We start from the raw sequence: 14,506 nt of genomic DNA, 5'->3' as shown, positions 1-14,506 counted from the left end.
GTGAGTGACGCCGCCGGGCACAACCCGCTCGGCGGCGTCGGCGCTGAACGGGAGCGGGTTCAACCCTCCCGCCACCACGCATCCGCCGGGGTCACTGGCACGGTGCGCTTGTGGCGGGTGCGCAGGAAGGTCTGCTCCAGCTTCTCCGCGATCTCCTCGGGGACGTCCTTGCCCTCGAGGAAGTCGTCGATGTCGTCGTAGCGCAGGCCCAGCTCGTCCTCGTCCGTGCGCCCGGGGTTCTCGTCCAGGAGGTCCGCGGTGGGGGCCTTGCCTACGAGTTGCTCGGAGGCCCCCAGGTACGCGAGCACCTGGCGGTTCTGCCGTTTGTTCAGCCCGCCCAGGGGCAGGACGTCCGCGCCGCCGTCGCCGAACTTGGTGAAGAACCCGGTGACCGATTCCGCCGCGTGATCCGTGCCGATCACCAGCAGGTTGTGGTCCCCGCCCACCGCGTACTGCGCCGTCATACGCACGCGGGCCTTGGTGTTACCGCGGGTGAAATCGGTGAGCTGCTCACCGGTCGCGGCACCGTAGGCGGACTCGAAACCGCGGACGGCCGGCGCGACGTCGTACGTGATGACCCGGTCCGGTTGAATGAATTCGAGCGCCGCCTGGGCGTCGGCCTCGTCGTGCTGGATCCCGTGAGGCAGTCGCATGGCCACGAACTCGGCCTTGATCTCGTCCTCGCGCAGTTTCTCGACCGCGAGCTGGGCCAGGCGCCCGGCCAGGGTGGAGTCCACGCCGCCGCTGATCCCCAGGACGAACCCCGCGGTGTGCGTGGCCCTGAGGTAGTCGCTCAGGAAGTCGACGCGGCGTTGGGCCTCCCGCTCCGGATCGATCTGCGGAGAGACGCCGAGCTCGGCAATGATCTGTGCTTGCAATTCACGCATGCGTCCATGCTAGTGGCCGGTTCCCGTGGGGACAGGGGCCTACCGCCGGCCCGTCCCGTGGCCCGGAGGACGGAGGCCGGCGCTGGGCCCCGGTGCTGGGCCCCCACGCTCGGACCCGCCCCCCCCGGGGGACCTATGAGATGCTGATCACATGAACGAGAACTCCTACGAGACCATTGAAGTCCGCCGCGAGGGACGCGTGGGTGTCATCACCCTGAACCGCCCCAAGGCACTGAACGCGCTGAACGAACAGACCATGCGGGACGTGGTGGCCGCCGCGACCGAGCTGGACCGTGACTCGGGGATCGGCGCGCTGATCCTCGCAGGTTCGGAGAAGGCCTTCGCGGCCGGTGCTGACATCAAGGAGATGTCCGGCAAGTCCGCGTCCGATATGTACCACGAGGACTTCTTCGCGGGGTGGGACGCTTTCGCCCGGCTGCGCACCCCCAAGATCGCCGCGGTGGCCGGTTACGCGCTCGGCGGTGGGTGCGAGCTCGCGATGATGTGCGATCTGATCCTCGCCGCGGACACTGCAGTGTTCGGTCAGCCCGAGATCGCCCTGGGTGTGATCCCCGGGATGGGCGGCACCCAGCGCCTCACCCGCGCCGTGGGTAAGGCCAAGGCCATGGACATGATCCTCACCGGACGGCAGATGCGCGCCGAGGAAGCCGAGCGTTCCGGTCTGGTCTCCCGCGTGGTCGCAGCGGACGAGCTCATGGACACCGCCCTGGAGGTCGCCGGAAAGATCGCGGAGATGTCCAAGCCCGCGGCCCAGCACGCGGTCGAGACCGTCAATGCCGCGTACGAGTCCGGGTTGTGGGCCGGCGTCCAGCACGAGCGGCGGGTCTTCCACGGGCTGTTCTCCACCGCGGACCAGAAGGAGGGCATGTCGGCGTTCGCGGAGAAGCGTAAGGCGCGGTTCTCCCACGAATGAGCCCTGTAGGGGACGACGACGCCGCGCGGCCCGGTCCGCGCGGCGTCGTCGCATGTCAGGTCAACACCACGCAAGTGCGGTTCAAACAGGGCCGTAGTTCCGCAGATGCGGATAAACTGCTCCCATGACCCACCTCCGTATCTCCCAGGCCGCGACCTTCGTGGGCGTCAGCGACGACACCGTCCGGCGGTGGATCGAGCAGGGCGCGCTCACCGGGCACAAGGATTCCGCGGGGTACGCCGTGGTGGACGGCGCCGAACTCGCGGCATACTCGCGCGACAACGCCGTGAGCCCTCAGGATCCCGCCGGGGTGAACAGTTCGGCGCGCAACCGCCTCGTGGGACTCGTAACCGCCGTGACCTCCGATCCCGTGATGTCCCAGGTGGAGCTGCAGTGCGGCCCGCACCGGATCGTCTCGCTCATGAGCACGGAAGCGGTGCGTGACCTGGGGCTGGAACCGGGGTCCGTGGCCACGGCCGTGGTGAAGTCCACCGCGGTCATCGTCGAGACCGAGGGGCACAAGTGATGGGGCGCGCGGCGACACGCATGCGCGCCCTGGCTTGCGCGGTGAGCGCGGTGGCGCTCTCCGGGTGCGCGGGAGCGTCGGACGGGGGAGGGGACGCGGCGTCGTCGTCCGATCAGGAGACGACCCTGCGGGTGTCCGCGGCGGCCTCGCTGACCCATTCCTTCGACGAGCTCGCGCGCACGTTCGAGGCGGCGCACCCGGGGGTGAAGGTCAGCATGAACTACGGAGGCTCGTCCGGGCTCGTGCAACAGCTGACCGAGGGCGCCCCCGCGGACGTCTTCGCCTCCGCTGACCAGAAGAACATGAAGAAGCTCACGGACGCGGGCCTGGCCGCGGGGGAGCCGAGCGTGTTCGCGTCCAATGTGCTCACCCTCGCGGTACCCAAGGACAACCCCGCGGACATCACCTCCTTCCGGGACGTGGTGGACCGGGACGTCAAGCTGGTCACGTGCGCCCCGGAGGTACCGTGCGGTGCGGCCACGCAGGAGATCGAGAAGGCCAACGGTGTCGCGCTCCACCCCGTGAGCCAGGAGAACGCGGTCACAGACGTGCTCGGCAAGGTGACCTCCGGGCAGGCGGACGCCGGGATCGTGTACGTCACGGATGCCAAGTCCGCGAAGGACAGGGTCACGACCGTCGAGATCCCGCGCACGGATCAGGCGGTCAACAACTACCCCGTGGTCGCCCTCAAGGATTCCGCGGAGCCGGAGCTCGCCCGGCAGTTCGTGGACCTCGTCCAGGGTGACGAGGGCCGGAAGGTCCTGGAGGACGCGGGCTTCGGCGCACCGTGACGCGCGGGTTCGTCACGACCCCCCGGTGGGTCCTGGTCCCGGCGGTGGCGGGGGCGCTGGTCATCCTGTTGCCCTTGCTCGGCATGGTGCTGCGCATCGACTGGGTGCACCTGGGGGAGTTGCTCACGAGCGAGTCCTCGCTCGCCGCGCTGTGGTTGAGCCTTCGCACCGCGGTCGCGTCCACGGCGCTGTGCCTGGTGCTGGGGTGCCCGCTCGCCCTGGTCCTGGCCCGTTCCACCGTGCGCGGCCTCACGCTCCTGCGCTCGCTGGTGCTGCTGCCGCTCGTGCTGCCACCCGTGGTGGGCGGTATCGCGCTGCTGTACACCTTCGGACGCATGGGTTTCCTGGGCGGCCCCCTGTCTTCGGCGGGCGTGGACATCGCGTTCACCACCGCGGCCGTCGTGCTCGCCCAGACGTTCGTGGCCCTGCCGTTCCTGGTGGTCTCCCTGGAGGGCACGCTGCGCACCGCGGGCGTTCGCTACGAACGGGTCGCGGCGGGCCTTGGTGCATCCCCCACGCGCACCCTGTTCCGGGTCACGCTGCCCCTGGTGCTGCCCGCGGTGCTCTCCGGGACCGCGCTGTCCTTCGCGCGCTGCCTCGGCGAGTTCGGCGCCACCCTCACATTCGCGGGCAGCCTGCAGGGCGTGACCCGCACGCTCCCGCTCGAGATCTACCTGCAGCGCGAGACCGATCCCGACGCCGCCGTGGCCCTCTCCCTGCTGCTCGTGCTCGTTGCTCTGCTCGTCGTGGGGGTCAGTGCTCCCTCCCGACGACGCCGCGGCGCCGGCTTCCGCGCCAACCTCACCCGGTGGTTCGCGCCGGGTCCGCAGTGGGGTCCCGATCCGGAGGGATCACGGCCCCGGTCCGGCGGCTCGACGCAGTCCTCGAAGGACAGCCGCACTGCCCATGCGGTCGGTGACCGACCCGCGGCCGGGTCTGGGACGGCGGACGCCGGGGCCGGGCGGAACGGCGCCGTGGTCAGGACCGCAGCCGCATCCGCGGTTGCACCCGGGGGCGCGTCGGCCCTAGGGGGGAGCACGCCCCACGCAGCGGGGGAGGCGCCCGGACTGATGGTCCGTGTTGAACACGACCGCCGCCGTGTGGCCGCCGAGTTCACGGTGGAGCCGGGAACCACCGCGGCCCTGATCGGGCCCAATGGCGCGGGGAAGTCCACCGTGTTCGACGTGATCGCGGGCCTGCTGGCCCCCGACCACGGTGAGATCAGGGTGGGGGACGAATCCGTGCTGCGCGCCGGTGGGACGGCCCAGGACATGTGGGTCCCGGCGCATCGCAGGGGTGTGGCCCTGATGGCCCAGGAACCGTTGCTGTTCCCCCATCTCAACGTGCTCGACAACGTGGCCTTCGGCCCCCGGGCGAGTGGCGCGGGGAAGGCGATGGCTCGGCGTCGTGCCCTGGCGTGGCTGCGCGAGGTGGACGCGCGGGCGTTCGCCCAGCGCATGCCGGACGAGCTGTCCGGCGGGCAGGCCCAGCGCGTGGCGATCGCGCGGGTGCTGGCCGCAGAGCCGCGCGTGATCCTGCTGGACGAGCCCCTGAGCGCCCTGGACGTGACCGCGCGGCCTCGGATGAGGAAGGTGCTCCAGCGGGTGCTCGCCGGGCGCACCGCAATGATCGTGACGCACGACCCGCAGGACGTGGCCGAACTCGCGGACCATGTGGTGCGGCTGGAGCGGGCCGGCAACCGGGATCCGGCACCGCGCACGACCGCCGACTGAGCGCGGCGCGCCTACTTCACCTCGCGCATGAGCACACGCCAGATCCCGATCACCAACGGGACGGACAGCAGGGCGAGACCGAACGCCACGCCCTGGAGCACGGCGATCAGCTGGGTGAGCCACCCGCCCGCGAGCTGTCCCCAGTCCGGATCGGGATTCAGGGACTGGCCGGTCAGCGCGGCGAGGATCAGGAAGGCCCCGAGGGCCATGACCCAGGCGAGAGCCACCGCGATGGTGCCCAGCGCCGCCGCCGAGAGCAGTTTGGCGAGGACCACGCGCAGCCTGCGGGGTTCCTGCGTGAAGGGGATGAGCGCGGTGCGCTGGCTCCACTCATTGCATGCCGTGATGATCCCGAGCACGGGCAGCAGCAGACCCTGGGGGTCGTGGTCACGGCCAGGGCCGCCGACAAGGGTGCGCCGTCGTTGCGTGCGACCCACATGAACAAGCCCAGGGCCAGAGCGGTCAGCACGCCGATGGCGATCAGCAGACCGCGCCCGGCGCGGGTGTCCACCTGCTTGCGCAGCTCGCCGCGCGGCAGGGTCAGGGGCACACGGCGTCGAGGTCCAGCATCTCGCCCACCCGCGCCCTGCCCGCATCCGTGATGGTGGCGGAGAGCTGCAGCACCTCGCGGCCGGTGCGTCCGGGGTGCTGCGCAGCGGCGTCGAGCATCACGCCCACGTGTCGGCTGGGGTTCGGCAGCTCCGCGTAGCGGCGGCCCAGCACGAGCGCCTCACACGAGCTCGCCGGCGTGAGACCGGTGAGCACCGCAGCCACCGAGGCAGGCGTGGTTTGTGGACATGTGCCTCCCACCTGTCCAGGTCGATGGTGACCCCTGGGCCCACCGAATCCTGCACCCTCCCTGCGAGTCGTTCGCCCTCACGGCGGCTGGCCTCCCGCTGCTCTGCCGTTGACCAGCCCCTCTCGTGGTCGAAGTTCCGAGTCCAGACCAGGACGTCCCTGGTGAGTTTCAGCGGGAGGGGGAAGTCCTCCTGGTCCGGGAGACCGTTCTCTCCCCAGAACGGCCAGCTGAAGGTGTACTCGTTGAACATGCGAACGACGGGTGGTTCTGCCATGGCCGGTGCTCTCGTGTGGACGGACAGCGCGTGGTGGGGACATCTTGCCGGGGCCACGGTGCACGGCAGCGCATGCCTCCCCGCTGAACCGCGCCAGCTCGGGTCGGTAGCATGAGTCGGGCCGGTGACCGTCCGGCGTCAACATCGAGAGAGGACAACCCATGGCCTTCGTCTGCAGCGCCACCTGGACTGCAAAGCCCGGAGAGGAGGACACCGTGCGTGACGCGCTCTCCCACCTCTCCCCGGCCGCTCGCCAGGAGCCCGGGAACCTCTACTACCAGGCGTACCAGAGCCCGGAGGAGCCTGCCGTGTTCCGCATCTTCGAGGTGTACACGGACGAGGATGCGTTCACGGCCCATGTGAGCTCCGAGCACTTCGACCAGTGGGGAACACGCCAGGCGATCCCCGCCCTGGCGGAGCGCGCGCACAAGACCTACGAGACGCTCGACTTCTGACCGCCACACGTGACCAACTACGAGGGGACAACGTCGCCGCGCCCGGATCCTGCCCCGGCTGAACGAGGGCCCGCATGGGCCCTTGTCCTCAGCGAGGTCTTCCAGGCGCCGCTCGTGCTGGCCGCGCTGCTGGTGGTCCTGCCGTGGACCGTGCACAGGAGCCTCGGGGCACTGCTGTGGGGCGTGATGGCGGCGCTGGCGGTCTGCGGGGTCTCACTCGCCACGGTCACGGTGCTGGCGCGCCGGGGTGTGCTCACCGACCACCACGTGAGCGTCAAGGAGCACCGCCGACCCGTGATGCTGGGGACCTTCGCGCTGGTGGCCGTGTTCCTGGCGGTCAACCTCGCGTTCCACGGACCCGTGGAGGTCACCGGACTGCTCATGGCCACGCTCGCGGCGAGCGCAATGGTCGCGCTCGTGAGCCCGTTCTGGAAGATTTCCGTGCACGGGATGATGATGGGCGGCACTGCGGTGATCCTGCCCGTCGCGGTGGGGCCGTGGGGTCTGCTGTTCCTGCCCGTCGCGGTGGCGGTGTGCGTGAGCCGCCGCGTCCTGCGCGCCCATACGTGGGCCCAGTTGTTCGCGGGCTTCGGTTTCGGGATCGTCGTCCTGGGCGGGATCTACGCACTGATCGCCGGTTGACGACGACGCCGCGCGGCCCGGTGCCGTCGCCGCGCCAGGGGTCATCGTGCCGTCGGCCCATGTACGGGCGGCCGGGGCGCCGACCGCTATGCGGGCGACTCGAGTACCTGGTTTGTTGCCCGGACCAACCGGCCCTGACCCGCCGGCTCAGACCAGCGCGGTGAGCAGCGCTGCGGCCACCAACCCGCCGATCACGACCCACCCGGTGACCAGCAGCGTCTGTTTGGTCCCGAAATGCCGGGCGACCATGATGATCGAGGGGATGCTCAGGGCCGGCAGGGTGATGAGCAGGACCCCGGCCACCCCGTAACTTGCGCCCGCCGCGGTGAGCCCCACGATCACCGGGATCTCGCCGCCGGTGGGGATTACCAGGGCCGCCCCGATCAGGCCCACGATGAGCAGCGAGAAGAGCCCGGCGTGGTCCGCGAGACCCGTGAAGTCCGAGAGCCATCCGGCGAACAACCCCACCAGCAGCACCAGGATCACGTACTCCGGGACGATCACCACCAGGTACCGGCCCAGTGCTCGCCCGAACCGGGTGACCAGCTCACCCCAGTGCTGCGGATCGGCGGGGAGGGCCTCGGGGGTCTGCACCGTGACGGTCGAGAACGTGCGGCTCACGAGCACTGCGGCGATCAACACCACCGGGATGCCCACGGCCACGCGCGTGGTCACGAAGGGCCAGGACATGGTCAGCGCCAGGAACACCAGCACCGCCGGGTTGAGCAAGGGGTTTGCGAGCCAGTACGCCATGGTGGCCCCCGCGGGCGCACCGCTGCGGCGCAGTCCGATGGCCACCGGCGCGGTGCAGCACGTGCACATCATGCTGGGCAGTGCCAGCAGCGCCCCGGAGATCCCCTGACCCCACGAGGTCTTGCGGCTGAGCACCCGCAGCAACCAGCGCCGGGGGACCAGGGATTCGAGGGCCGCGGCCACGAGCAGGGCAACGAGAGCGGCCTTCCATACGGCCTTCAGGTAGACCACGGTGAAGTCGATCGCACCCCGCAACGACGGCGCGGACCCCGGTTCGCCCGCGGAGCCGAAGATCGCCGCACCGTTCCACACCCCGGTTTCGGCGAGCGTCTGGGTCTTGGCCTCGTAGGGGAGCCACTTGGCCCACAACAGCCCGCCCACGAGGATCGCCAGGGTGATGCCCAGTCCCACCCACCCCAGGACGCGGGCGCGTGAACGGTCGGTGGTCTCCACGGGAGTGACTGTGATGCTCACGGCGGGCCTTTCGCAGCAAGGAGGTTCCAGAGCGCCGTCATCCGGGGACGACGACGCCCGGCAAGCTTACGTCCGCGCCGGAGCTTCGGAGCACAGGCCCGGGAACGCGCGACCCCGACATCACGCCGTGACGTGGGAGTGACGCGCTGGACCCCTCTGTTGCACCCGTCACAGCGCTTTGGAAGGCTGGCTGGTGGATCAACAGTCGTCACCTCCAGGAGTTCCCGTGACCCGTGGTCAGGGAATCGTGCCCGCCGCACTGCCCGCCCACGTCGCGGACAACAACGCCTATTCCTGCGGTGTGCTGGCCGAAGATACCCTGCACGTGCCCGGGAGGGTGGCGTTCGCTGCGATAGCGCGGATCGCCACGTAAGGACGACGCCGCTGCGGCGCTATCCTGCCGCGTGGTCTGTCGGGTGCCACGCGAGGTGGGTGAACTGCCCGGACCCCTACTTCCCGCGCAGCGAGGGGAAGTCAGAGTCCGAGAACTCGGTGTGCTCCCCGGTGGTCCCGCCCTCCGGGCCGCCCGGGTGCAGCTGGGCTTCCCGGGTGCGCAGTTCCACCCGGCGGATCTTGCCGGAGATGGTCTTGGGCAGGTCGAAGAACTCGAGGCGCCGGATTCGCTTGTACGGCGCGAGGTTCACGCGGCAGTGATGCAGGATGCTCTCCGCGGTCTCGGCGGTGGGTTCGTGACCCGCGGCGAGCACCACGTACGCCTTGGGAACGGCCAGGCGGATGGGATCCGGCGAAGGCACCACTGCCACCTCCACGACCGCGGGGTGTTCGATCACCACGGATTCCAGCTCGAAGGGAGAGAGCCGGTAGTCGGAGGCTTTGAAGACGTCGTCCGCGCGGCCCACGTAGGTGAAGACCCCGTTCTCGTCCCGCGAGACCACGTCCCCGGTGTGGTAGACGCCGTCCCGGAACGCCTCATCGGTCTTCGCGGCGTCCCCGTGGTAGCCGGATGTCAGGCTCACGGGACGCGGGTCCAGACGCAAGCACAGTTCGCCCTCGGTCTCGCTCACCTCACCGGTCGTGGTGTCGATCAGCACGGTCTCGTACCCGGGGAGCGCACGGCCCATGGCCCCGGGTTTCACGGGCATCCCGGGGGTGTTGGCGATCTGCAGTGAGGACTCGGTCTGACCGTACCCGTCACGGATCTCGGTGCCCCACGCGGCCTTGACCCGCGCGATGATCTCCGGATTCAGTGGTTCACCCGCGGACACCGTCTTGCGCGGCGGGTTCTTCAGATGGGTCAGGTCCGACTGGATGAGCATGCGCCACACGGTGGGCGGTGCGCAGAAGGACGTCACGCCCTCGCGGTCCATCTGGTCCATGAGTGCCACGGCGTCGAAGCGCGAGTAGTTGTAGAGGAACACGGTGGCACCCGCGATGAACGGTGCGTAGAAGTTGGACCACGCGTGCTTGCCCCACCCCGGCGACGCCACGTTCAGGTGCACGTCCCCGGGTTCCAGCCCGATCCAGTACATCGTGGACAAATGCCCCACGGGGTACGTGACGTTGGTGTGCTCCACGAGTTTCGGCAGGGACGTGGTCCCGGAGGTGAAGTACAACAGCAGCGGGTCATCCGCGGGCGAGGGCTCGGTCACCTCGAACTCCTCGGGACCCGCGAAGGAGTCCCGGTAGTCGATCACGGGGTGCTGCCCGATCTTCCGCGGGCTCGGTTCTTCACCCTCGCCCGACGACGCCGCAGTCCCGGTTTCCGGCGCTCCCGCAGCGTCGTCGCCGGCAGCAGCGGGCGACGGCGCGGCGTCGTCGTGCCCAGCGGAGGATGCGAAGACCGACGGTGCAGAACGGGGACGGTGATCGGGCTGATCGGGAACCTCGATGATCGTGAAGTCCCCGGGGACGTCCTCGAACTTCAGGGCGTTCGTGTGGGACGTGACCACCCAGGCCGCCCGGCCGCGCTCCACGCGGTCCTGCAGATCGGCGGGCCCGAGCATCACGGTCGTGGGGATCATGGGTGCGCCCAGTTTGGTGCACGCAAGCATGGTTTCCCACAACTCCACCTGGTTGCCGAGCATGAGGATGACCCGGTCACCGCGGCGCACGCCCCGCGAGCGCAACCACGTGGCCAGCTGCGACGAGCGCCGGGACAGCTGCGCGTACGTGCGGCGGGTCTCGGTGCCGTCCTCCTCCACGATCACGAGGGCCTCGCGGTCCGCTTCCTCGCCGTTGCCCAGGACGTCGAACCAGTCCAGGGCGAAGTTGAAATACTCGAACCGGGGCCACTCGAACTCGCGGTGTGCGGCGTCCAGGTCGGTGCGTAGGCGCAGCAGCTGGTCCCGTGCGGCGCGCAACCGCTGCGTGACGGAGTGTTCTGAGGCGGTGGTCTCGCTCATGGGATCCTCGCTGCGACGTGTGCGGATCCCCGGCCCGTCCACGGGAGGGCGGCCCGGCGCGCCGGTGGTGCTCGCGCCTCGAACCGGGGGTGGCTGGTTCCTCAAATTTACTGCACCGCACCGGGGCGTCGTCGCTGGTCGCGCGCTGACCGGGGCTTGCCGGCTCATGGGGCCCGTCGACCTGCGCGCACCGGAGCCGTACGATCGGGCGGAGAAAGCGACGAACGGCGTCATCAACAGCGTGCTGGACCGCCCACGAGGCGGGGAACGGAGCGGACATGGACATCAGGGACTCGACGGCGGTCGTCACGGGGGCGGCCTCCGGGCTGGGGGCGGCCACGGCCGCGGAACTCGTGGCGCGTGGGGCGCGCGTGATCGGCCTGGATCTGCCGCAGGTCGTGCACGCCGCCACGCCGGTCGATGGCGTGCAGTACGTGTCCGCGGACGTCACCGACGAGGAGCAGGTGCGGGTCGCCGTGGCCACCGCCGCGGACGTGGCGCCGCTGCGCACCGTGGTCAACTGCGCGGGCATCGGGACCTCCGCGCGCGTGGTGGGCAAGAACGGCGTACACGACATCGCGTTGTTCGAGCGCGTGGTGCGGATCAACCTGGTGGGCACGTTCACGGTCCTCGCGCTCGCCGCGGAGGTCATGACCGCGCAGGACCCCGTGGACGAGGCCGGTCAACGCGGCGTCATCATCAACACCGCCTCCGTGGCTGCCTTCGAGGGACAGATCGGCCAGGCCGCGTACGCCGCGTCCAAGGGCGGTGTGCATTCGATGACGATCGCCGCGGCGCGTGACCTGTCCTCCCGCGGGGTGCGCGTGATGACGATCGCCCCCGGGATCGTGGACACCCCCATGCTCGGCCGGGTGAGCGAGGAGTTCCGCAGCGCCCTGGCGGAGTCCGTCCCCTTCCCGCGCCGCCTGGCCCGCCCGGACGAGTACGCCCAGCTCGCGGGGATGATCGTGGAGCACGAGTACCTCAACGGGGAGACCATCCGCATGGACGGCGCACTGCGCATGGCGCCGCGCTGATCCTCGCTGCCGCGCGCCTGTCCCGTCCCGGCCACGCAGCCACGGGCGACGACACCGCACGGCCCCGCACATGACGATGCCTCGTCACGGTCCACCCGTGACGAGGCATCGTCGTGATGTGGTCAGAGCTCCGTGGCCCCGGCCTGCGCGAAAGGCCCCGGGAGTCGCCCCGCTGAGGTCGAGACGCCCCCGGGGCGTTCCGCGGATCAGTCGACCGTGAGCACGATCTTGCCCACGGCGTGGCCCTCCTGGCTGGCGGTGAATGCGTCCGGCAGCTGTGAGAGCGGGAAGGTGCGGTCCACGCGGACGGTGAGCTTCCCGTCGTCGGCCAGGCGACCGAGCTCGGTGAGCTGCTCTGCGTCCGGAGAGACCCACATGTAGCTCCCGCCGTGCTCCTCCACCTCGGGGTCCGCGATGGAGGCGTGCTGGCCGCCGTCCGCGAGCACGGCGACGGAGTCCTCCACCACGCCGCCCACGAAGTCCACGACGATGTCCACACCGTTCGGGGCAAGCTCCTTGACGCGCTCCACGAGACCGTCCCCGTACTCCACGGGCTCCGCGCCGAGCTCACGCACGTAGTCGTGGTTCTTGGTCGATGCGGTGCCGATCACCCGCGCGCCGAACGCCTTGGCGATCTGCACGCCCATGCTCCCCACACCACCGGAGGCCGCGTGGATCAGCACGGTCTTGCCCTCCGCGAGACCCAGTCGGGTGAGCACCTGGTACGCGGTGAGTCCCGCGAGCGGCAGCCCTCCGGCCTGTTCCCAGGAAAGACTCTTCGGCTTGGGGGCGAGTGCGCGCACGGGGACGGAGACGTACTGGGCAAACGTGCCGCCGTGGATCCAGTCCTTGCGGGCGTAGGCGATCACCTCATCGCCCTCGGAGACGCTGGGGGTGTCGAAGCCCTTGCCCACGACGACGCCCGCGACGTCCCAGCCGGGGGCCGCCGGGAACTGGACGGTCATCATGGGATCCAGCCCGCCCGACATGACCTTCCAGTCCACCGGGTTGATGCCCGCGGCCTTCACCTTCACCAGGACCTCACCGGGGCCCACCTTGGGCATGGGCTGGTCGGTGAGCTCCAGTACGGAGGTGTCGCCGTACTGCTGATATGTCTGCGCCTTCATTGTGGTCATGTCTGTCTCAACAGCCCCGGGCGGGGACCTTATTCCATGCCGCAGCAAGGTCTGTCATTCCGGACCGGCCCCTGGGTGCCGGCGGCCACCCTCAACCCCCGCCGCAGCACGTGCGCCATGGCGTCCAGTCCTCCACCGAGGAGATCAGGACCGCGGCTACCTGATGCAGGCCGTCTCGCCCCGCCGGGGGTCATGGTGGTCGAGGCGATCGTCGTCGCCGCGCTGCACGGCGCCTACGGCGGCCTCACGTGGGTGGCCTGGGCCAACTCGCGCGGTGTGGCCGTCTTCCTGGTCCTATGGCCTATGGCCTATGGCCGTGGGGCGGCGTCGTCGTGCCTCTACCGGGCGCGTGCAGGAGCGCTGAGGCCAGGGACCAGGGGTGCGCGGCCTGACCCGCTCCGCAGGGTGAGCCGCAGCACCCCCTGGGCGTGGAATGGTGGACCCTGGGAAGAAACGACTTGTCGCCGAGTGGGAGCCCGCGCTCGGGGCCTTCGTCACCTGGCCCGCGGCGTTGCTGGGTGCCCTGTTGCGGGACCCCGCGCTGGACGCACACCTGTGGGTCCTCGTCACGGGCGCCGCCTCGGAGACCGACGCCGCCGCGTGGTTCGCGTCCCAGGGCGTCTCCCCGGACCGGGTCACGTTCGTCCATGCGCCGCAGGGCGACGACGCCGTGTGGGTGCGCGACTGGGGCCCGCACCCCGTGATGGACGAGCATGGTCAGCTGTGGTGCGTGGGCCCGCGGTACGTTTACGCCACGCCGTTCACTGCCCACGAGCCGGGCGCGCCCCTGGAGACTGCAGGCCGCGAGCCCCTCGCCGCGCTCGAGTCCGAGCCCGTGGACCAGCGTGCCCAGCCCGCGCTCGCCCGGACGCTGGGTCTGCCGTTCGAGAAGCTCCCGCACGCCCATGCGGGAGACCGCACTGAACGGCGAGTACACGGCCCACTTGCCGCAGGCCCGGCCTCGGGTGAGATCGAGTACGCGGTCGAGGCGACCCCCGAGGACGGCCGCGTGCAGCGCTGGCCGCGCCCGTCGAAGGCGTGGCTGCGGGCGGCGATAGACTGACCGACCGTGGCCAAGCTCTACTTCCGCTACGGCGCGATGAACTCCGGGAAATCCACGGCGCTGCTCCAGGCCGCCTACAACTACGAGGAGCGCGGGCAGCGCGTGCTGCTCGCCAAACCCCACGTGGACACCAAGGGCGAGGACCAGATCCTCTCCCGGCTGGGTGTCACCCGCACGGTGGACTTCCTGATCCAGCCCGGCGAGAGCGCCATGGGCCTGTTCAAGCGCCACTCCACCGGCGATGACCCGGAGGCCCTGCTCGAGCATGTGGACGCCCAGCCCGTGGCGTGCCTGCTGGTGGACGAGGCGCAGTTCCTGGAGACCGGGCAGGTGGACGACCTGCTACGGATCGCCGTGCTGCTGGACGTGCCCGTGATGGCCTACGGCATCCGCACCGACTTCCGTACCCGTTCCTTCCCCGGCTCCGAGCGGCTCATGGAGCTCGCCCACACCCTGGAGGAGCTCAAGACCATCTGCCGCTGCGGACGCAAGGCCCTGTTCAACACGCGGAGGGTGGGCGACGACTTCGTGTTCGAGGGGGACCAGGTGGCCATCGACGGCGTGGCCGTCACCTACGAGTCCCTGTGCGCGGCGTGCTACCTGCGAGAATCCGGCGGCAGGCTGGGCTGAGGGGTTAGC

General features: G+C 70.2%; 16 protein-coding genes. 10 read left to right on the top strand and 6 right to left on the bottom strand.

Annotated features, from left to right (window positions below; all coding sequences use genetic code 11):
- Window positions 1–59: 59 nt before the first annotated feature.
- On the bottom strand, window positions 60–887 hold the full coding sequence (nadE, locus tag IE157_RS03540) for an ammonia-dependent NAD(+) synthetase (protein ID WP_193519106.1): 828 nt from the start codon (window positions 885–887) through the stop codon (window positions 60–62).
- Between the two features lie 151 nt (window positions 888–1,038).
- On the opposite strand from nadE, the gene IE157_RS03535 reads away from it, so the two are divergent.
- From IE157_RS03535 to IE157_RS03520, 4 genes are all read left to right on the top strand, one after another.
- Window positions 1,039–1,821, top strand: a complete 783-nt coding sequence (locus IE157_RS03535; RefSeq protein WP_098053563.1) for an enoyl-CoA hydratase — start codon at window positions 1,039–1,041, stop codon at window positions 1,819–1,821.
- Window positions 1,822–1,945: 124 nt separating this feature from the next.
- A complete protein-coding gene (locus IE157_RS03530; RefSeq protein ID WP_193519105.1) occupies window positions 1,946–2,347 on the top strand; it encodes a TOBE domain-containing protein in 402 nt (133 codons plus the stop codon).
- 20 nt (window positions 2,348–2,367) lie between these two features.
- Entirely contained in the window at window positions 2,368–3,138 is a 771-nt protein-coding gene (gene modA / locus IE157_RS03525; RefSeq protein ID WP_193519104.1) for a molybdate ABC transporter substrate-binding protein, read from the top strand.
- Window positions 3,135–4,871 carry an ABC transporter permease gene (locus IE157_RS03520; RefSeq protein ID WP_193519103.1) on the top strand — a complete coding sequence of 579 codons (1,737 nt, stop codon included), beginning with the start codon at window positions 3,135–3,137 and terminating at the stop codon, window positions 4,869–4,871. The genes modA and IE157_RS03520 overlap by 4 nt, the downstream gene beginning before the upstream one ends.
- 11 nt (window positions 4,872–4,882) lie before the next feature.
- On the opposite strand, the gene IE157_RS03515 is transcribed toward IE157_RS03520, so the two are convergent.
- Together IE157_RS03515 and IE157_RS03510 are read right to left on the bottom strand one after the other, a co-directional pair.
- A complete protein-coding gene (locus IE157_RS03515; RefSeq protein ID WP_318281288.1) occupies window positions 4,883–5,308 on the bottom strand; it encodes a hypothetical protein in 426 nt (141 codons plus the stop codon).
- Window positions 5,309–5,411: 103 nt separating this feature from the next.
- Window positions 5,412–5,645 (bottom strand): hypothetical protein, encoded by a 234-nt coding sequence (locus tag IE157_RS03510; protein ID WP_064846467.1) that lies wholly within the window; start codon window positions 5,643–5,645, stop codon window positions 5,412–5,414.
- A gap of 460 nt (window positions 5,646–6,105) precedes the next feature.
- On the opposite strand from IE157_RS03510, the gene IE157_RS03505 reads away from it, so the two are divergent.
- Complete coding sequence (locus IE157_RS03505; protein WP_064846468.1) at window positions 6,106–6,399, top strand: putative quinol monooxygenase; 294 nt, start codon at window positions 6,106–6,108, stop codon at window positions 6,397–6,399.
- A gap of 9 nt (window positions 6,400–6,408) precedes the next feature.
- Window positions 6,409–7,041: a hypothetical protein gene (locus tag IE157_RS03500; RefSeq protein ID WP_064846469.1), complete on the top strand. Its 633-nt coding sequence runs from the start codon at window positions 6,409–6,411 to the stop codon at window positions 7,039–7,041.
- Window positions 7,042–7,188: 147 nt separating this feature from the next.
- On the opposite strand, the gene IE157_RS03495 is transcribed toward IE157_RS03500, so the two are convergent.
- A complete protein-coding gene (locus IE157_RS03495) occupies window positions 7,189–8,268 on the bottom strand; it encodes a permease (protein ID WP_318281287.1) in 1,080 nt (359 codons plus the stop codon).
- Between the two features lie 226 nt (window positions 8,269–8,494).
- Between IE157_RS03495 and IE157_RS03490 the strand changes: the two genes are divergently transcribed.
- Window positions 8,495–8,641, top strand: coding sequence for a hypothetical protein (locus IE157_RS03490; protein ID WP_193519102.1), 147 nt, complete (start codon window positions 8,495–8,497; stop codon window positions 8,639–8,641).
- Window positions 8,642–8,717: 76 nt separating this feature from the next.
- Here the strand turns inward: IE157_RS03490 and IE157_RS03485 are convergent, their stop codons facing one another.
- Complete coding sequence (locus IE157_RS03485; RefSeq protein WP_193519101.1) at window positions 8,718–10,631, bottom strand: AMP-binding protein; 1,914 nt, start codon at window positions 10,629–10,631, stop codon at window positions 8,718–8,720.
- A 278-nt stretch (window positions 10,632–10,909) separates the two neighbouring features.
- On the opposite strand from IE157_RS03485, the gene IE157_RS03480 reads away from it, so the two are divergent.
- A complete protein-coding gene (locus tag IE157_RS03480) occupies window positions 10,910–11,668 on the top strand; it encodes an SDR family NAD(P)-dependent oxidoreductase (protein WP_193519100.1) in 759 nt (252 codons plus the stop codon).
- Between the two features lie 206 nt (window positions 11,669–11,874).
- Here IE157_RS03480 and IE157_RS03475 read toward each other — a convergent pair whose 3' ends face one another.
- A complete protein-coding gene (locus IE157_RS03475) occupies window positions 11,875–12,795 on the bottom strand; it encodes an NADP-dependent oxidoreductase (protein WP_193519334.1) in 921 nt (306 codons plus the stop codon).
- A gap of 442 nt (window positions 12,796–13,237) precedes the next feature.
- On the opposite strand from IE157_RS03475, the gene IE157_RS03470 reads away from it, so the two are divergent.
- Complete coding sequence (locus tag IE157_RS03470; RefSeq protein ID WP_318281286.1) at window positions 13,238–13,867, top strand: amidinotransferase domain-containing protein; 630 nt, start codon at window positions 13,238–13,240, stop codon at window positions 13,865–13,867.
- Window positions 13,868–13,873: 6 nt separating this feature from the next.
- Window positions 13,874–14,497 (top strand): thymidine kinase, encoded by a 624-nt coding sequence (locus tag IE157_RS03465; RefSeq protein WP_064846473.1) that lies wholly within the window; start codon window positions 13,874–13,876, stop codon window positions 14,495–14,497.
- The last annotated feature ends 9 nt before the right edge of the window (window positions 14,498–14,506 follow it).

The organism is Kocuria marina, assembly GCA_014652975.1.
Classification (GTDB): Bacteria; Actinomycetota; Actinomycetes; order Actinomycetales; family Micrococcaceae; genus Kocuria; species Kocuria marina.
The sequence above is the reverse complement of the archived record's forward strand: the minus strand, read 5'-3'. Positions and strand labels throughout refer to the sequence as shown.